The following is a 17,745-nucleotide window of genomic DNA, read 5'->3' as shown; positions in this document are numbered from 1 at the left end:
TTGAGGCAGCGTGGTGTGACTGCTAAACTAGAGTAGACAGTTATTGTTTATGGCAAACTAAAATGTAGGTTATGGCACTCCTTTTATGCATGCCCAATTAGGGCATTACATAGAAAAAGCCACTTGCTAACAACTCAATAATTAACTACACTTCCTGTTGGACCCAATATTCTGGCAGGAGGTAGATTAGGAGTGTTAGAAGTGACTGAAATCAATTATATCAGACAACAAGTGAACGGAAAAGGGCATACATATGCAGAGGTTGCGAGAAGAACAAATAGAGATCCAAGAACGGTACAGAAATATGCAGACCTAAATGAATTCCAACCTGAATTGCAAGGCAAGAAACACCAACCCTCTCCCGTAATGGATCCGGTGAAGGAGATTGTCGACCAGTGGCTGAAAGAAGATTTAAAGAAGAAAAAGAAATATCGAAGAACCGCCAAGCGTATTTGGGAGTTATTGAAAGAAGAATATGATTTTAGGGGTTCTGATCGAACAGTAAGAGCTTACGTCTCTAAACGGAAAAAAGAATTAATTGAGGAAATGGAAGCAACCGATGAAGCAGCTCTTCCGTTAGAATCAAGTCCTGGGGATGCCCAGGTGGACTTTGGAGAGGCACCATTTAAGGTGGAGGGAGAAATTGTAGAACTTCCGTATTTGGTTATGTCTTTTCCGTACAGTAATGCATTTCTGGTCCAAGTATTTGAATCCCAGAATCAAGATTGTTTTTTAGAAGGGTTGAAACGATTCTTTCATTACATTGAGGGCGTGCCTAGAAGGATTCGCTTTGATAACTTATCACCTGCGGTGAAGAAGATTCTGCCACATGGTAAACGTGAATTAACAGAAGGATTTGAAAGATTTGTTTTACACTATGTTTGGGCGTTTAATGACTGGTTGAGACGGCAAGGTACGGCATACGAAGATGTAATTGATGACAAGACGAAAATAGAAAGGTCAATAAAGGAAGTTCAAAGACTAGAAAAAGAAAATGACAAATTACGAGAAATTACTCCTTGAACATGAACTGGGAATTAGTCCACTTGATTGATTTACTAAGCGCCCCTGTGGAGTAAATTAGTGGGACATTAAAAAACAAAAATGTACATTTTATCATTGACATTTATAATCGAGGGATAATACTTAGACATTAAATAAACGAAAGACATGGGCCGAAAAAAATCGAGTTCATGTCTTTTAACCTACTGGTAAGAACGTCCGCAACTCCTGGTAAATTCCCTCGCAAAGTGTGGTAAAAATAACCGCAAGCCTGGTAAAAATCGTCCGCAATACTCAGTACGCACGACAAATAACATAGATTTTTCAACTCCCTTATAACGGTTTCGATAATGTGCTCATTTACGCCGTTAAAGAAGGAAATTTCTACATTACCCGATTTGATCGAGCAAGTTGGATTTGAAGAGGGTACTGCTAGATTTGATGCAGTAGTATTTTTGTTCTTGCGATGTAGCGTAACGGGGACAATAGTAAGTTTTTGTTCAGGCATATGAAAAGCACCTCCTTTAATGGATACGTACATCTTACCAAGAGGTGCTGTTCATTAATATGCGTTTTTAGAATGGGGGCTTACCAAACTCGGCTTCCCATTACGGAAAGCCGAGTTGATTAGAGCTTTAATTCCCCCCATACGAAGGAGCTCTACGACAGCTGAGTATTGCGGAGGGATTGAGCCAGCTGTGCGGTCTTTTGAGCCACCATTTGCGGATGATTGAGCCAGTAAATGCGGAGGCAAGAGCCAGTGAAGTATAAACAGCTATTGGGAACGTCTAATTCTCCAATAGCTGCTATTTAAGTCAATAAAAACATATTTCTACTTCTTAAAAACTCACCGAGATAATGCCAATCCGTGACGCTCTCTCATTGAAACTTCCTCATCAACTAGTATATTGTAAGAGTCGTGCACAATGCGGTCTAAAATCGCATCGGCTATCTGTGCTTGTCCTAACTTAGAATGCCATCCTTCAGGTGAAAATTGAGAACAGAATATCGTGGAGGTTCGCTTTAGTCTTGCTTCAATAATTTCAAATACATGAAGCACATTCTCTTCTGATAGTTCGGTTAATAACCATTCATCAAGAATTAATAAGTCGATCTTCTTATATTTTTGGATCAGCTTCCGGAAGCTTCCATCGGCTTCATATTTCGCAACAACTAATTCGTCAAGTAACTCTGGAAGTCTAATATACTTAACTTTATAAAACTGCCGACACGCTTGAATCCCAAAGGCATTTGATATCCATGTTTTCCCGTTCCCTGAAGCTCCCATTAAAATGATATTATGGTGATTCTGAATGTAATTTCCCGTTGCTAATTCTAAGATTAATTTTTTATCTAACCTACGATCAGGATGATATTCTATATCCTCAATTGCTGCAGTCGGATCGTTGAATGTAGCCTGTTTTATTAAACGCTCTAGTTTATTCGTTTTGCGGCGGTCATACTCATAATCTACCAATAGATTAAAACGCTCATCGAAATCCATATTATTATATTCTCTATTTTGACTTTGCTGTTGATATAGCTCTGCCATTGCTCCCATTCTCATTTCAGTTAATTTACGTAACGTTTCTTCGTTCATCATTTACTATCCCTCCCAAAGTATTTAGCTCCACGTACAAACCCATAATCCTCTTTATGAGTTTGAAGATTATCTCTATCTTTCTTTTTATTATTCTGTTGATGCTTTTTACGCTCGAGTATGCTTTTTAACACAGAAACCGTTGGATTCGTTGATATATCGAGTAAAGTTTGTGTTGCTTGTTCTAAATCATCCTTCGCATGTTTGGTTGACAAATTCCTTAATGTACTCAAGATATTTAGTGCTTTCTTTTCTATGTTATTTCTTAAGATATAAGAAACAAATCGAGTCATAGAAGGGCCTACCGACTCTGCCCACTTTTTATTGTTTTCCGGATTATGTTCTAAATATAATCGATGATTATCAGGCATATGATCAGTGTTCGTAGAATACTGACCGATTTCTCCCTTCAATCTTTTATGGGATGCAATTCTTGTTTCTTTGAAGTACACTTCAATTAGATCCGTAGTCAGTCGGACATCGACAGATTCACGGACATAGTCATATGGAACGGAATAATACATTCGTTCAACTTGGATGTGGTAGTTCAGTTGAACTTTTGCTATTTTCCATTCTGTAAGCTTGTATCTTGTTTGGGGAAGAGCTTGAAGATAGGATTTTTCTTCTTCCTCAAACACCTTTTTTCTTGATCCCGGACGCTTTTGGAAATCGAGCGTATTAAGATTCTCTAATTTTCTAAAAATCTGTTGATTTAATTCCTCAAGATGAAAACACTGATAGTCTCTTAGAGAGGCAATAATCTGTCTTGAGACATGCCCAACCGAACCCTCGACACTTGGTTTATCCTTTGGTTTACGAACACGACTAGGGACGACAACGGTACGATAGTAATCAGCCAGTTCACGATAGGCTTCATTTAAAATAGATTCACTTCTAAGAGCTTTTACCACCCCGGTCTTTAGATTATCTGGAACTAAGGCTTCAGGAATACCCCCAAAATATTCAAATGCATGAATATGAGCAGTTAGCCAGTTTGCGGACTTCATATCTAAGAATGCCTCGACATAACTCAATTGGCTGTAAGGCAAGGTTGCTACAAATACATAGGCAGGTAAAACCTCCCCAGTAGAACGATCTTTGATTTCCAGAGTGGAACCAGCCCAATCCACTTCCATAATTTCACCTGGTTTTCTCCGAATAGGCATCGTAAGCTTATACTTTTTGGCATACTTTCCGTAGTTCTCGGTAAACGTACGATAGGCATAAGGTATCTTGCCGCCTTCACGAGCCTCATCTGCATATTCTTTATGCAATAAAGCTAAAGTGATATTCTTTTTCTGAAGTTCCTTATGAACTTTCTCCCAATCAACGGGATAGTATCCTTTCTCGATCGCTTGTTTCTCTGGGAAGAGAAACGATTCCAGCCACGGATTAGTCATGGTGCCGTCCAAACCTTCTAAGCCAAGTTTCTTGGCTTTTCGAACGACGTTGGAGACTGTATTTCTTGAATGTCCAGTACTTGAACTGATTGTTCTCTGACTGACATCCTCAAAATACAGTTCCAGAATCTTACGATAATTAATCACACAAAAACCTCCTGTATAATAGAGTCATGCTCGTTGGCATGCAGTCTCAATTATACAGGAGGTTTTTCCATTGCTATAACTGGCTCTCTAGTCCGCTTCAAGTGGCTCTTTCTTCCGCAATCACTGGCTCAAAACTCCGCACTCGTGGCTCAATTCATCTGCAATAATCAACAGCCTGTGAACGCCCCTTGACACCTAGCTTTTGCATAGCATTTGCCATGCGGACCATTTGCAAGTAGAAATAAATACCTTAGATTTGTCAAATTAAGCGAGACAACATGCTTTTATCAAAATCCTGACCTACATAATCTATGAAACACTCAATCGGTGTTTTGTATTTCAATGATTTCCTTGGTATGTTATTCCGTCGGAGTGCAACCTCAGAAATATACTCTTGTGACACAGGATTAAAGTCCATTTCTTTTGGCAGCCCATTCTTTCTTAGAAGACCGTTGGAATGCTCATTTAGACCCCTTTGGGGTGGCGTTCCAGGATCTGCAAAATAAATATCGACATCTTGCTCATTACTGATGGATTTCCAATTGGAAAACTCTTTCCCACAGTCAAAGATAATGGACTTAAATAAGTGTTTTGGTAATCGATCAAACCATTGATGGAGCGATGTTTCAATATTGGTTGCCTGTCTATCAGCTGGTTTAATTGCGATGATGCATTTTGTTAAACGCTCAACAAGCGTGATGACAGCGTTCTTGTGATAACGTCCCACAATGGTATCTCCTTCTAGATGACCAAATTCTTTCTTGTAATTTGGGTGATCGTGATCACGATCAAGGATGGTACGGCGAAATTTTTGTTTACCTCTTCTTTCCTGGTGACCATTTGGTTTGCGTTTGCCTTGCATAGGTAAATCATTTTGGTTAAATTCGCCTGATGCAAACTTTCGATAAAGCGTGCGCATGCTGCAAGAGATAGACTTTTCGTTTCGTCCGATTATTACATCAGGCGTCCATCCATCACGGACTTTTTCATGAATGTAGTCCTTTTCTACAGTTGCTAATTGAATCTTTTTACGGCCACATTTGGCTTTATTCGCTTGATATTTTAGATAAACGTCTATCGCAATAAGTCCTTCTTTCAGTTGTCTAATAACACGATAAACAGCTTCATGGCCACGCCTTAATTTATTGGCAATTTTTCGACCAGAAAGGCCGAATTCATGATATTCCTCTATGAATACCAGTTCTGTTTTGGGAAGAGGGGTGTAGGACATGTCAGATACACTCTCCTTAACTTTGGTCGGTTATTGATTGAGTATATCATGACATGTCTTTTTTAGTGTCTCGCTTAATTTTACAATCTAGGATTCTAAAAAAAATAGTTCTTCAACTGGTTGCTCTAATACTTTTGCTAACTTTAAAACTAGAGATATAGAAGGAGAATAATGTTCATTTTCTATACTATTGATTGTTTGCCTTGATACTCCTATATTGTCACCTAATTCTTTTTGAGTTAATTTTTTCTTTTTTCTATAATGTTTAACATTATTCTTTAACATTTGCCCCACTCTTGTCAGTTTATTTTTGTATGTTTAAACAAATTAATGATAATGAAAATCAAAACGAATATTGTGATTAAGCTAATAAAAAGTGATGTTAAATAAGAAGAATTACTTAAGTTTACAGGTTCTAACAACCCAAAATGTTTATTTAAATCCCAATGATTTGGAATCAGATAATCTAAAGGAATATGTCCTCCTAAAAATCCTGATATACTAGACCAAGTAAATAGGAATACCATAGGAATACCGATGGACAAAGAATTCCCTTTAAATAATAAGACAACTGATATGCTAAGCAACGAAAATATAAGAGCATATAAAAAGTCTCCTATTATAAATTTAAATAATAAACTATAAAAATTTACTATTTGATAACCCTCTTTATTATAATCAAAATAAACTATATTGGAAACAAAGTTATTATTAGCAATCAGTGAAGAGAGTATGGCAGTTAAAAAATACAATACCACTACATAAAAGAATACAGTAAAAGTGACTGTGATTATTTTAGAAAAAATAACTTTGGATTTCTTTATAGGTTGAAGAAAGATTGTTTTTATAGTGAAGTCTGAAAATTCTTTACTAATAATTAATCCAGAAAAAACTATAACTGATATCGTAATAAGGTTGTTTAATCCAGTAGCAGTAAGTATATTATCAAATGTATTGTTCTTCGCTGGTGGAATAATGTTTCTTTCTTTGTATGACTCTAAACGTTTAATTTCAAATTCATTCATAGATATGTCAGCGCTATCTCTTGGTGTAATATCGCTTCCCTTTTTTATTTCTTGATTCTTTTTAATTAATGAATCTTGTTTTTTTTCTACTTGCTGTTTCCAATCTTTCCCGTGATATGTTTGTTGATCATTGTCGTATTTAAAAATAAAAGGGAAAATTAAAAACAGTGTTATTAAAATTATTGTAACAAAAAGTAATATGACCATGTTATATCTTGAAAAAACAAATTTAGTTAATTCATTTCGAATTAAATCAAGCATATCTCTACCTCCTTAAAAACGCCTTTTGATAATGTTTATCAAAACCGAATCATTTAATAATTCTTCTCATTTGAGACAATTGCTTAATTAATTAATCATTCATATTGATTGATTTTTAAATAAAGGGCTTCAAGATCATTCCCCATAAACATTAAATTTGAATTTTCTTCGTTGATTTGGCTTAAAATGTTTTTAATTTTTTTTTCTGTGGCATTTAATACAAACACAGTGCTTTTAACTTTGGGATTATAAATATAATCTATATCTGCTTCAACAAGTATTTCTAGAAAGGTGTTTATATTTTCAAGTTCTATCATAGTTATAGTATCTGATTTTTTAATTTTCCTCGTTGTGATATTTTCTCCTTCACTTAAAAAGATATAACTATCACATATCTTTTCAATCTCACTTAAATCATGTGATGCAATTATTATAGATTTCCTTTTTTCTGTAGCAAGATGATTTAAATATATTCTGAATTCCACCACTCCTTTTGGGTCTAATCCATTAGTGGGTTCATCTAATATTAATATTTGGGGATCATTTAACATAATTTCAACAAGGGCTAATCTTTGCTTCATTCCTAAAGAGTATTTTGAAAACTTTCTCTTTTTATATTTATTTAACTTGAAGTGAAGTAGAAGTTTATTGATAAGTTCTTCAGAAGCTTTTTCCTTTTTCATTCGCGAAAAAACAAGTAGATTTTTTTGTGCAGTTAAATGATTATAGAAGCAAGGATTTTCAATTATAACTCCTAATTTATTTAAAATTTCCTCCCTATCATTCTTGAAGTTTAATCCGTTAAAATCGATAGTTCCTTCGTCGATTTTATGAAGGCCAGAAATCGACTTAAGCAAAGTAGTTTTTCCAGCGCCATTTGGGCCGATAACAGCCAGTATTTCCCCTTGACTTACTTCTAAGTTTATATTTTTTATTATTGGTTTTTTTTGTGTAGCGTATTTCCATAAATTATCTATTTTTAGAACTGTCATAAAGCACCTCTTATTTGATTATTTTAAACCCATATAGAGTAGCTGATACAACAAATATTGTAACGGTTAATAATATATTATTAATTCCTAGAATTTTATCAATATTAAAAAACATATTGACAACAACAATATAAAAAAGTGTTGTCAATGCTGCTACTCTTTGCATTTCCCTAGTCAAATATTTAGTTCTTTCATCTTCCTTTCCCATTTTTTTGTGTAAATATAATTGACATATTAAGCCTAAAGCTATAAGCGAAAAACAGATTATCATCATTTATCCATCTCCATTTATAATTGAATAACAAAAACAGAATTACACTTTACTTCTACTATGTTCCATGAAACATCTTCATTTGTCATTATTTTATTGTTTCTTTCTATCTTCGTTATAGCCCACGGCAAAACCAATTGCTGCACCTAAAAGAATACCGATAAACGGAGTAAATAGAACGGAAAGTAAAAATCCAAAAATCACTGTGTAACCTAACTTGTTTGAATGTTTTTTTAAAAAAGTACTCATATAACTCTCTCCCTTTAATTTCATTTCTATAAATTAGTAATGTTTTATTATTTGATTTGTCAAATTAAGCGAGACAACATGCTTTTATCAAAATCCTGACCTACATAATCTATGAAACACTCAATCGGTGTTTTGTATTTCAATGATTTCCTTGGTATGTTATTCCGTCGGAGTGCAACCTCAGAAATATACTCTTGTGACACAGGATTAAAGTCCATTTCTTTTGGCAGCCCATTCTTTCTTAGAAGACCGTTGGAATGCTCATTTAGACCCCTTTGGGGTGGCGTTCCAGGATCTGCAAAATAAATATCGACATCTTGCTCATTACTGATGGATTTCCAATTGGAAAACTCTTTCCCACAGTCAAAGATAATGGACTTAAATAAGTGTTTTGGTAATCGATCAAACCATTGATGGAGCGATGTTTCAATATTGGTTGCCTGTCTACCAGCTGGTTTAATTGCGATGATGCATTTTGTTAAACGCTCAACAAGAGTGATGACAGCGTTCTTGTGATAACGTCCCACAATGGTATCTCCTTCTAGATGACCAAATTCTTTCTTGTAATTTGGGTGATCGTGATCACGATCAAGGATGGTACGGCGAAATTTTTGTTTACCTCTTCTTTCCTGGTGACCATTTGGTTTGCGTTTGCCTTGCATAGGTAAATCATTTTGGTTAAATTCGCCTGATGCAAACTTTCGATAAAGCGTGCGCATGCTGCAAGAGATAGACTTTTCGTTTCGTCCGATTATTACATCAGGCGTCCATCCATCACGGACTTTTTCATGAATGTAGTCCTTTTCTACAGTTGCTAATTGAATCTTTTTACGGCCACATTTGGCTTTATTCGCTTGATATTTTAGATAAACGTCTATCGCAATATAAGTCCTTCTTTCAGTTGTCTAATAACACGATAAACAGCTTCATGGCCACGCCTTAATTTATTGGCAATTTTTCGACCAGAAAGGCCGAATTCATGATATTCCTCTATGAATACCAGTTCTGTTTTGGGAAGAGGGGTGTAGGACATGTCAGATACACTCTCCTTAACTTTGGTCGGTTATTGATTGAGTATATCATGACATGTCTTTTTTAGTGTCTCGCTTAATTTTACAATTTAGGTTAATTAAAATGTTAAAACATCCCAGATTAAATGTCAAGAAAACTTGTCAATTCCTTTATAATGGACCCAATTCCAATAAGCAAATTGGTGTTTAGTGAGGACATGCCTAATATAACCCTGAATAGAAGGAATTCAAATGGTATTAAGTATATTCCAGATGAGGTATGGGAACAAGTTGTAAGTAATATGGATCAATTACCTTCTAAATATATACCCATTTTTTAATTATTCTTGAAGCTTCTGGTTTTCAAATATCTTGATGTTGTTTCATTAAAATTAGACTGCTTTTACAAAAAGATGTTGGTTTTAAACTAAGGTTAAGTACAAATCTCGCAAGGTACCTATTTCTGAGGAAGTGGCAAAAACAATCAAAGCACAGCAAGAGCTTGTTTTAAAAGAATCAACAATTAAGACAAATCCTAATAACTATCTATTCCAACATTAAGTGGACTGAGAGTTGGAAAACCAATTGCACCGTTATCTCTATCAAGAAATCTAAATGCTTTTGCAGCAAAACACGATTACTGACAAAAGTGGAAATATGTTTTACTTTAATAAATGCCTTTAGGCATAGGTATGGAGTAAACCTTATTAACAATGGTATTAAACTTCTACATGTTCAAAAGTTAATGGCTCATGCAAGTCCAGAAATGACACTTGTATATGCACAAATTCATGATAATACCCTTAGGAAAGAGTGGGGAAAATCCAGAGAAGCTGGCGCAATCAGGCTTGGTGTTCAGGGTGATGTGGTCATGGCTGATTTAAAACAACAAGCTGAAGAAAATGGACTTGAACTTGAATGGGTCCGACATAACATGGATTCTATACGATTAGATCATGGTTTTTGTGTTAAAAGTCCAAAGTTAAATTATGAATTTTTAAATCAAACTATTGAACCACCTTGTATCAAGAATAATTGTCGAAACTTTCATGTTGACAAACATTCCTCCCTTATTACGAAGATCAGATTGCAAAGATTGAATCAGATATAAAGATTTATAAGAAAGCTGGAAGAACACGCTCGATTGAAATCATTCAACCCAAGCTAAAAAGATATCAAGAAATCGTTGATGGACTAAAACAAGGTGATAGCATATTTGGTTTAGATAAAGGAAGACGGGAATATGTAGGAAAAGAACGTGGGGAGATAAATTCAAATGGCCAATAAAGATCCTAACATACAAGGTATTTTAAACCACTCCAAAATAAAAACAGAACCATCGATCCAAAAAGTAGATTGAAGCATTAAAGTATATGATAAAAAAACAATTATATATTAACTTTAATTCGGTTGCTGAACAGGCGAAAGTATCTAAAGGCTTTTTATATAAGAATCACAGACTGCATTCAAGAATAGAGACATTACGAAAACAACAAGAAGGATTATCATCTGGCAACAAGTTAAACGAAGCATAAGTGACGCATCGAAGGATGTTATCATTGCTTCCCTACGATTAAAGAGAAAATAAAGATTCAATTTGGAAAAATATATGATGAAATATAGATTGACGTTATTTTCTCATTGGAGAGCATCAGAAAAATGCGGATATACAACATTAAAGATGTTCTGCAATCGGGCCAGATTGTTTAGTAACGCATAGTAAGATGAAGAAATGTTCTAAAAATAAGTTTGGGACAAACAAAAAGGTGCACTCTAACTGAGTGCACCTTTTTGTTTTATGAATTATATATATCTCTGTTCATATTCACAATGTCTTTATTTGAAAGGGGGTTAAGGTTAGGATTTGAAAGCATTTCTATTACCTTATCTCGTAGGAAAGGGGCTTTTTCTTTATTTGCCTTTTTCAATGCTTTTGTTAGTTCTTCTTTTGTTAGCTCTGTGCAGAATGCAGGAGTTCCCGGCTGTTGTCTCCACGAATCACTTAAAGAACCACCATCTACTGTGTCAAAGCCTAGCTGGTTTACTACATCCATGATTATTTGTTTTTGTGATACGTCATTACCAGCAATCGCTATAGCAATGCGTCCAATAGTACCTTCTGGGGTTCCTTCATTTTCTAAAGTATAGGCTAGTAAGTTATTGAAAGCTTTGATGGTAGGTCTACCTAATTGATTTGAGACCCAAACACTTTCAACCATCCCGTTCTCAATTTCTTCATTTTTATCGTCTCTAAAAGGATAATAATTAGAAGTATCTACAATGATTACTTCTTCTCCAACTTGATCGATAATGTTCCTAATGCTTGGCAGTGCTTTTGAAGGGAGAGATATGATAAGAATTTCAATATTTGTAATTACATCCTCTACAGGCACAGGGGTTCCAGCAAACTCTTTTCTTTCTAAATGTTCAATTCCTCGTGCATCTGCAATTTTGACATCATGTCCAGTATTAACTAATTTTTTAGAAAGAATTGAGCCGATTGTTCCTGCACCTATAATTCCAAATTTCATTATTGTTCCTCCTCGTATACTATGTTTAGACTTAATTCTTTCGCCTATTATTTCCTTACTAATTTGCCTGACGATATGTCAAATGTCTTGGACGTTCCGTGATGTTCCTAGATAATGGTCTTAGGATCATTTGGGATAATTCTTTTTCCTCCTGCGGGCATAACCGCATTACTAAGACTGTTTCCCAGTATGCGTTTCGACCTTCATACACGCAGGCTGTACACCTTGATATTCGAACCTAGATGTTAGTAGCTCTAGGGCGGGCTTTCGACACAAGGATAGTACTCATACACGAGGCTGCTGATCGGCGTTCACACTAGGGATATCTCAGAGCGTCCAAGATTTTAGTTCCAATGATTCTAAATCGAAAGGAGTGTTAACACCATGAAATTATTTGTTGGCTTAGATGTTAGTTCTTTTGATATCAAGGTTTGTTTTTTAAATGGTGAAGGAGATAAATTGAATGCCTTCACGGTTTCTAATGATTTACCTGGTGCGAAACAGTTAAGAGACGAGATTTTGAATTCGACTCAAAATCAATCTGTAAGTGAGTTGCGTATCGGACTTGAATCTACAAGTGTTTATAGCTTTCATCAATCCATGTTTTTACACAATGACGAATCCATTCGTGCACTTGATGGACAAGTGCTAGTCATGAATCCAAAACAGATAGCCAATTTCAAGAAAAGTTATAGCGATATGGATAAAACAGATGAAATTGATGCATTCGTCATTGCCGATTATTTACGTTTTGGGTGTTTGCCTATGTCTGTTGTCAAAGAGGAACAGTATGTTGCCCTGCAACAATTGACACGTGCACGCTACAGTATTGTTCGTCAAATTACGCAAGAAAAACAGCGTTTCCTTCAGTATTTAAGTTATAAGTGTAATACGTTCACAGAAGAAGTTGAGTCTTCTGTATTTGGTAAAGCGATGATGGATCTTTTCCTTGAAAACTATAGCTTAGAAGAACTGTCACGAATGCCATTAGAAGATTTGGTTGACTACTTGCGATTGAAAGGAAAAAACAGATTTCCTGATCCAAAGCATGTCGCTAAATCTATTCAAAAAGCAGTGCGTTCTTCTTATCGTTTAGATAAAGTCGTAGAAGATTCAATCGATACAATACTCGGCACTTCCATCACGTTGATTCGCACATTCGAAAAGCAGAAACAGGAAATTGATAAATCAATTAAGCGAATCATGAAAGGAATACCGCAAACACTTCAAACCGTACCTGGCATTGGTCCAGTATTTACTCCCGGAATTATCGCTGAAATCGGGCAAATTGAACAATTCGATGATGAAACTAAAATCGCCAAGTACGCAGGTCTTTATTGGCGAAAGCACCAGTCTGGTCGTTTTACGGCAGATGAAACTTCTTTAACACGTAATGGGAATCAGTATCTCCGTTATTACCTAGTTGAAGCCGCCAACTCAGTGAAAAAGGAGATTCCTGAATATGGTGAGTATTACGCAAAAAAGTTCAAAGAAGTACTAAAGCATCAACATAAAAGAGCCCTCGTCTTAACTGCAAGAAAATTTGTGCGTTTGGTGGATGCGCTACTACGCAAAAACCAAATTTACACGCCAAAAAGGAGCGTAAATATATGAAGCATAAATGGCTTCTGAATCCTTTAATTATTTTCCAGTAAATTACATATAATTACTGGGGTCAGTTTTGTATTGCCTTTTTTAAACAAATTGTACCTTGATAACTAAATAATTATTTATTTTTCACTTGACATATTACCGCAGGTCTTTAGAAGGTGAAGGGAATCAAACCCTCGTCATCAGCTTGGAAGGCTGAGGTTTTACCATTAAACTACACCCACAAATTTTGTATATTAAAATATTCTGCTTAAAAATAAAGTTTTTTATCAGATTTGAAAAACGTATTGTGTATCTTTGTTACATATACTAGAATATAATCATTTCTCGTTTTTTTTAAGTAGGCAATAAAAAATGACATAGTACATTTTTTTGTACTTAACAGTAGAAAGCAGGTGAAAAGGTGTCTAGAATATGTAAGGATGGATTTGACGAAAAGTGTATAAAGGAACAAAGAGAAGTATATGGTATTGCTTATACGCAAAACCTCCTCTCTGGACGTTGGAAATATCTTATTCTTTGGTTTTTAAAATCCGAAAAGCGTCGTTATAGTGAAATCAAAGCTTTTTTATGGAATATTTCTCAAGGTTCTCTTACAAAGCAACTTCGAGAACTAGAAACAGATGGCTTAATTAATCGCAAAGTCTATCCAGAGGTTCCTCCTCGTGTAGAGTATTCATTAACCTCAAAAGGGAATGAATTCATTCCTATAATTGATTTGATGGAAGAGTTCGGGAAGAAGTTTGGGGAGCAAGTAGACTAACCAGGTGTCATTTTTGACTTACTAGTATTCCGCATCGGGCGCTATTGTGGCATAACGAAGCCACAATAGTCCTTTAATAATTAGGGAAAAACGGGAGGGAGTGAATTTATTCTTTGAATACATGGCTACAATGAAAGAACATTGTTTAATTCATACTTTTTATAAAAAAGGTATTGATAAGATGTTTTCCGTCGCTTTTTCTTCGCTTATTGTGACGGTGCTGTCGTTTCACAACTAAATTAGTTCCCTTGGAAAAATCTATAAAGATATCAAGGAGATGGAAAAATGAATGAAAAGCAACTTTGCCCGGTGTGTGGCAATGATGGGTTAGAAGAAGAAGCATTTGATGAAAATGGTGTAGGCTCATATGATTCTTGTGATTGCTGTGGGTTTGAATATGGTTACAGTGAAAGTCATGAAGTTGGCCTAGGATTTATTGTAACACCTAAAGAGATGTTAGATGCTGCTTTTCAATTATATCGAAAAAAATGGATTGAAAATGGAGCAATCGTTGCTCATCCGGAATATTACTCAAAAAATTTTCAAGAAAACGGTAAGGTAAAAAAAGACATTTTATTAGAACAATTACAACGTCTAAATTTAGATTTAGATAATTTAGAATTTCTTATGGGTGAATAAGAGATATATACTTTTTCCATACAATATACGAACCAAAAACCACCAACGAGATGGCGAAGTAGTAACAGAAGGTTCTTTATATTTTATCCCACTAAAATGCTTTGATGAATGTAATGAAGATACCAAAAATATAAATATTATCGGTGGAGTAAGAGCATATTTAGCTAGTAACAGTATTATCTGAACCCTTTACTAGAAAAAATGCACAAGACTGAGAAAATGAATTGCGAATTGTTGTCAAAGTAATTTTTCTTGGATAAAGAATATAGTTAGATGACTAATATAAAATCCTTGTTTGTAGAGGAAAAATACTTGTTAGAATATCAATCTAGATCGGCTATGGCTTTTGAAGTTTTATATATATTGCGTTAAGCTGAGTTGGAGAAATTGCGGACTTACTCGCCTCGGATAACAGAAGGGAGCCATTATTTAAAAAAATGTAATCTGGAGAAATACAACTCCTTGTTAAAGCGGAGAATCAATTTGCACTAAAGCTTTACAAAAACTCTTTGCTTAAATGCAGAAAGAAGAGAGGAGATATTGGTTGGAGTTTTAAAAATATATGTATGAATGTTAAGCTTTAGGAGGACTTCGATATGAGAGAGTCTTATTAAGGATTTTAAAAAAGAAGTAATGAAAGGGGGATATATTTATGGGGTTAGTTATGGAAATTGTACGTATTTTACTTCCTATTGCAATAGCGGGAGGGGGTGTAATATCTGTAATTAAAAGGCTAGAATATCAACATAAGCAAGGTACTCTTGGTAAGAAAAAAACAAAGAACGCCCAAAATTTATTAGATAGTCTAATACCAATGAGAATGCTTTTTGGTGGTTTTATAGGTGTGTTTTTGGGCATGTTTTCATCAATCTCACTATTAACTCAGTTAGTTTAGGAATTGGGTTAGGCTATTTAAGTGGGTATTTTGCTTATGAAGTTTATACTAAGAATGGAGAGAGTTCTCCATAAATAGCTATCTTGGAGATAAGGGTGCGTCTGTTGAAGAGTGACGTAGAAAACAATCCAACTTAATAGAATTGTGTAATGATTCTCAAACAGTGCCTCCATTTTGAACAGACTTTTTTCAAAATGGAATTTTAAATGTTCTTGAAACCGACTGAGACGTAAGCAATCTTTGTGACTACATCCGAGTTGCGGGGTATGTGGATCGTTTAGACAAAATGGTATCTGAGCCACACAAGGATTTACGAACATATCTGTCAATTTAAGATCTGATTCTCACCATCGCATGAGGTCCAGTAGGAAGTATTGAAGCATGAGAAAATCATCGCGTCTGATTGCGATAATAAAAATGTAGTATCTGTTAGACGAAGTGAAAAATTACAGTATGATGTTTAACGTCAAGTCTAAGTTCTATTTGATGATTTTGAGATGTTACAATGTCTCCGTCAGGTAATGCTTATTAATACCCTTCATTGCTTTTTTTCACTTATACCAAATTGGAGATTCATACTGGTAATTCAGATGGTTTTCTTCGGACACCTTTCAAAGGTTAAGTGGTAATTTTTACAAAATTTAAAAATTACATTTAATTAACTGTTCAATAAAGGAAGTATTTTCTTATGTGGAAAGGTCATATTAGCGTTCGAAATAGTTTGTCCAAGAAAAGAATCAATATTACCAATTAATGAGTTTAATGATTGGAGGGCAAAACCATGCTCAAACTGAGCTAATGGTTTAGGCAACTCATCTTCATCTAATATAAAGCAGTCTCCATTAGGAAAAACGAGAACATCAATTATTAGATCCTCAAAGGAGAGCAAATTATCAACTAAACATGTATTTTTAACGATATTAAAATAAGAGCCTAAATAATTACCATTTTCATTTCTCCAAATGTATAAATTAAACGGTCGATACTTCCAGTAGTAGGCTAATGTATAACTACCTTTAGGAATAGTTAGTTTATCTTGGTCTGTTACCATCGTGAATAAAGTAGCTATTTTATGAAAAAGGACGATACTTGAATTTTTTGCTTCTAACAGCGTACAGGTGTGTTCCACTATTGTTTTATCATACCGTATTTTTCTTTCTATTACTTTATCGAAAAGTTGAATGTTTGTGTTGTTCCAATTATCCATAGCTATTTATTTCCCTCTTTTATCCAATAATCCTCAACCAAAAATTATCCTTATATTCATTCTAACATGTGTAATACTACCATAAGTAATAATTCGTAATGGGGTTTAGTTGAATTAACTTAACTATTTATAAGTAAAAGAGTTTGATATAGCCATTCTTTCGGTTATATGTGCCTCTACATTTCTAGCAGCGGCGTTTAACTAAATTCATTACAATGGAATACTGCTTTCGTGATAAGGAAAAAGAATAACTTTAATAACAATTATTTTGCGCGTGAAAAAAATTGTAGCTGTTTGAAGCTACAGAAAAGGTTATTACCATAACAATTTCTATTATTTCCAGCCACGATAATTATCGTATTTCTCTCCGGGCTTTAAAAAGTGGAAACCTTTAATACGTACAAAAATAAAGTGTACGAGTAAACCTAACAATGGTAATCCGATAATCCAAGCCCAAGTCCAAAAGTTCCCAAGGTAATAATGAGACAATACTGTAATTCCAATAAAACCTCCATATCGAAGAATGAATACATATAAAGGATCTTTTCTCACAAATGAAAAGAAAAAGAATCTACCTAATAGCAAAATGCTCAGTGCCGCTAAAATTTGGAGAATAAGCATTTTATCACCCCTTTTTGCGTTAATGAAAAAATATTTCCTTTGGTAAATCATTATAGCGTTAATATAGATAATAAACAACACTTTTATCATATTTTTACCAAAAAGGGGAGTGGAAAAGAAAATCTATGGCATGGTCAAATATTAAAAGATTGTATGGTTTAGTTATAAATGACGGTGAATGATGGCAGATATATTTTGATAATCAAAGATCACTATTCCAGCTACTGAACTTCACTTTATAAAAAATCCAGCAGTAGGCAGTATGTTATGCATTGCTACCTTTTCATCAT

General features: G+C 34.7%; 16 protein-coding genes, 1 tRNA gene and 4 pseudogenes. 8 read left to right on the top strand and 13 right to left on the bottom strand.

The window, feature by feature from the left end:
• Nucleotides 1–192: 192 nt before the first annotated feature.
• Nucleotides 193–879: pseudogene (gene istA / locus BKP57_RS02080) on the top strand (IS21 family transposase); the annotation flags it as partial.
• Nucleotides 880–1,849: 970 nt separating this feature from the next.
• Here the strand turns inward: istA (BKP57_RS02080) and istB are convergent.
• The 9 genes and pseudogenes from istB to BKP57_RS02035 all read right to left on the bottom strand — a co-directional run bounded on the left by istB (nucleotide 1,850) and on the right by BKP57_RS02035 (nucleotide 9,211).
• Nucleotides 1,850–2,605: an IS21-like element helper ATPase IstB gene (gene istB / locus BKP57_RS02070; RefSeq protein ID WP_050353276.1), complete on the bottom strand. Its 756-nt coding sequence runs from the start codon at nucleotides 2,603–2,605 to the stop codon at nucleotides 1,850–1,852.
• Nucleotides 2,602–4,149, bottom strand: a complete 1,548-nt coding sequence (istA, locus tag BKP57_RS02065; protein ID WP_050353275.1) for an IS21 family transposase — start codon at nucleotides 4,147–4,149, stop codon at nucleotides 2,602–2,604. Before istA (BKP57_RS02065) ends, istB begins: the two co-directional genes overlap by 4 nt.
• A gap of 259 nt (nucleotides 4,150–4,408) precedes the next feature.
• The gene (locus BKP57_RS02060; protein ID WP_050353274.1) at nucleotides 4,409–5,380 is read right to left on the bottom strand and encodes an IS30 family transposase; all 972 of its coding nucleotides are present in this window, start codon (nucleotides 5,378–5,380) and stop codon (nucleotides 4,409–4,411) included.
• Nucleotides 5,381–5,467: 87 nt separating this feature from the next.
• Nucleotides 5,468–5,665, bottom strand: coding sequence for a helix-turn-helix transcriptional regulator (locus BKP57_RS02055; RefSeq protein WP_050353273.1), 198 nt, complete (start codon nucleotides 5,663–5,665; stop codon nucleotides 5,468–5,470).
• A gap of 14 nt (nucleotides 5,666–5,679) precedes the next feature.
• Nucleotides 5,680–6,666: an ABC transporter permease gene (locus tag BKP57_RS02050; protein WP_050353272.1), complete on the bottom strand. Its 987-nt coding sequence runs from the start codon at nucleotides 6,664–6,666 to the stop codon at nucleotides 5,680–5,682.
• 95 nt (nucleotides 6,667–6,761) lie between these two features.
• On the bottom strand, nucleotides 6,762–7,658 hold the full coding sequence (locus BKP57_RS02045; RefSeq protein WP_072740915.1) for an ABC transporter ATP-binding protein: 897 nt from the start codon (nucleotides 7,656–7,658) through the stop codon (nucleotides 6,762–6,764).
• 10 nt (nucleotides 7,659–7,668) lie between these two features.
• Entirely contained in the window at nucleotides 7,669–7,932 is a 264-nt protein-coding gene (locus BKP57_RS02040; protein ID WP_050353270.1) for a hypothetical protein, read from the bottom strand.
• A gap of 90 nt (nucleotides 7,933–8,022) precedes the next feature.
• Nucleotides 8,023–8,178 carry a VraH family protein gene (locus BKP57_RS21835; protein WP_139325398.1) on the bottom strand — a complete coding sequence of 52 codons (156 nt, stop codon included), beginning with the start codon at nucleotides 8,176–8,178 and terminating at the stop codon, nucleotides 8,023–8,025.
• 59 nt (nucleotides 8,179–8,237) lie between these two features.
• Nucleotides 8,238–9,211 (bottom strand): annotated as a pseudogene (locus tag BKP57_RS02035) (IS30 family transposase).
• A gap of 626 nt (nucleotides 9,212–9,837) precedes the next feature.
• Here BKP57_RS02035 and BKP57_RS23345 point away from each other — a divergent pair.
• The 3 genes and pseudogenes from BKP57_RS23345 to BKP57_RS22640 all read left to right on the top strand — a co-directional run.
• Nucleotides 9,838–9,927: pseudogene (locus BKP57_RS23345) on the top strand (hypothetical protein); the annotation flags it as partial.
• A 6-nt stretch (nucleotides 9,928–9,933) separates the two neighbouring features.
• A complete protein-coding gene (locus BKP57_RS22645) occupies nucleotides 9,934–10,299 on the top strand; it encodes a hypothetical protein (protein WP_232231450.1) in 366 nt (121 codons plus the stop codon).
• A 262-nt stretch (nucleotides 10,300–10,561) separates the two neighbouring features.
• Nucleotides 10,562–10,723: a DUF6262 family protein gene (locus tag BKP57_RS22640; protein ID WP_232231298.1), complete on the top strand. Its 162-nt coding sequence runs from the start codon at nucleotides 10,562–10,564 to the stop codon at nucleotides 10,721–10,723.
• Between the two features lie 261 nt (nucleotides 10,724–10,984).
• On the opposite strand, the gene BKP57_RS02020 is transcribed toward BKP57_RS22640, so the two are convergent.
• Nucleotides 10,985–11,719 carry an NADPH-dependent F420 reductase gene (locus tag BKP57_RS02020; protein WP_050353268.1) on the bottom strand — a complete coding sequence of 245 codons (735 nt, stop codon included), beginning with the start codon at nucleotides 11,717–11,719 and terminating at the stop codon, nucleotides 10,985–10,987.
• 384 nt (nucleotides 11,720–12,103) lie between these two features.
• On the opposite strand from BKP57_RS02020, the gene BKP57_RS02015 reads away from it, so the two are divergent.
• Nucleotides 12,104–13,333 (top strand): IS110 family RNA-guided transposase, encoded by a 1,230-nt coding sequence (locus BKP57_RS02015; protein WP_072740914.1) that lies wholly within the window; start codon nucleotides 12,104–12,106, stop codon nucleotides 13,331–13,333.
• Between the two features lie 150 nt (nucleotides 13,334–13,483).
• Here the strand turns inward: BKP57_RS02015 and BKP57_RS02010 are convergent.
• Nucleotides 13,484–13,554, bottom strand: a tRNA-Gly gene (locus BKP57_RS02010).
• 179 nt (nucleotides 13,555–13,733) lie between these two features.
• Between BKP57_RS02010 and BKP57_RS02005 the strand changes: the two genes are divergently transcribed.
• The 3 genes and pseudogenes from BKP57_RS02005 to BKP57_RS01995 all read left to right on the top strand — a co-directional run bounded on the left by BKP57_RS02005 (nucleotide 13,734) and on the right by BKP57_RS01995 (nucleotide 15,701).
• Nucleotides 13,734–14,093, top strand: a complete 360-nt coding sequence (locus BKP57_RS02005; protein WP_050353266.1) for a winged helix-turn-helix transcriptional regulator — start codon at nucleotides 13,734–13,736, stop codon at nucleotides 14,091–14,093.
• Between the two features lie 285 nt (nucleotides 14,094–14,378).
• The gene (locus tag BKP57_RS02000; protein ID WP_050353265.1) at nucleotides 14,379–14,732 is read left to right on the top strand and encodes a hypothetical protein; all 354 of its coding nucleotides are present in this window, start codon (nucleotides 14,379–14,381) and stop codon (nucleotides 14,730–14,732) included.
• A gap of 664 nt (nucleotides 14,733–15,396) precedes the next feature.
• Nucleotides 15,397–15,701, top strand: a pseudogene (locus tag BKP57_RS01995) (hypothetical protein).
• Between the two features lie 584 nt (nucleotides 15,702–16,285).
• On the opposite strand, the gene BKP57_RS01990 reads toward BKP57_RS01995, so the two are convergent.
• Both BKP57_RS01990 and BKP57_RS01985 read right to left on the bottom strand, forming a co-directional pair.
• Nucleotides 16,286–16,834 carry a ribonuclease FAU-1 family protein gene (locus BKP57_RS01990; protein ID WP_050353264.1) on the bottom strand — a complete coding sequence of 183 codons (549 nt, stop codon included), beginning with the start codon at nucleotides 16,832–16,834 and terminating at the stop codon, nucleotides 16,286–16,288.
• Between the two features lie 333 nt (nucleotides 16,835–17,167).
• Complete coding sequence (locus tag BKP57_RS01985) at nucleotides 17,168–17,455, bottom strand: hypothetical protein (protein WP_050353263.1); 288 nt, start codon at nucleotides 17,453–17,455, stop codon at nucleotides 17,168–17,170.
• Nucleotides 17,456–17,745 lie beyond the last annotated feature (290 nt).

It is taken from the genome of Virgibacillus sp. 6R (assembly GCF_001895305.1).
GTDB lineage: Bacteria > Bacillota > Bacilli > Bacillales > Amphibacillaceae > Virgibacillus > Virgibacillus pantothenticus.
The sequence above is the reverse complement of the archived record's forward strand: the minus strand, read 5'-3'. Positions and strand labels throughout refer to the sequence as shown.

Coding starts and splice junctions, on each gene's coding strand:
- BKP57_RS02055 (WP_050353273.1), bottom strand. CDS start 5,665: ATGTTAAAGAATAATGTTAAACATTATAGAAAAAAGAAAAAATTAACT.
- BKP57_RS02020 (WP_050353268.1), bottom strand. CDS start 11,719: ATGAAATTTGGAATTATAGGTGCAGGAACAATCGGCTCAATTCTTTCT.
- BKP57_RS22645 (WP_232231450.1), top strand. CDS start 9,934: ATGGCTCATGCAAGTCCAGAAATGACACTTGTATATGCACAAATTCAT.
- BKP57_RS02015 (WP_072740914.1), top strand. CDS start 12,104: ATGAAATTATTTGTTGGCTTAGATGTTAGTTCTTTTGATATCAAGGTT.
- istB (WP_050353276.1), bottom strand. CDS start 2,605: ATGATGAACGAAGAAACGTTACGTAAATTAACTGAAATGAGAATGGGA.
- BKP57_RS22640 (WP_232231298.1), top strand. CDS start 10,562: ATGATAAAAAAACAATTATATATTAACTTTAATTCGGTTGCTGAACAG.
- BKP57_RS02000 (WP_050353265.1), top strand. CDS start 14,379: ATGAATGAAAAGCAACTTTGCCCGGTGTGTGGCAATGATGGGTTAGAA.
- BKP57_RS02050 (WP_050353272.1), bottom strand. CDS start 6,666: ATGCTTGATTTAATTCGAAATGAATTAACTAAATTTGTTTTTTCAAGA.
- BKP57_RS21835 (WP_139325398.1), bottom strand. CDS start 8,178: ATGAGTACTTTTTTAAAAAAACATTCAAACAAGTTAGGTTACACAGTG.
- BKP57_RS01990 (WP_050353264.1), bottom strand. CDS start 16,834: ATGGATAATTGGAACAACACAAACATTCAACTTTTCGATAAAGTAATA.
- BKP57_RS01985 (WP_050353263.1), bottom strand. CDS start 17,455: ATGCTTATTCTCCAAATTTTAGCGGCACTGAGCATTTTGCTATTAGGT.
- BKP57_RS02045 (WP_072740915.1), bottom strand. CDS start 7,658: ATGACAGTTCTAAAAATAGATAATTTATGGAAATACGCTACACAAAAA.
- BKP57_RS02040 (WP_050353270.1), bottom strand. CDS start 7,932: ATGATGATAATCTGTTTTTCGCTTATAGCTTTAGGCTTAATATGTCAA.
- BKP57_RS02060 (WP_050353274.1), bottom strand. CDS start 5,380: ATGTCCTACACCCCTCTTCCCAAAACAGAACTGGTATTCATAGAGGAA.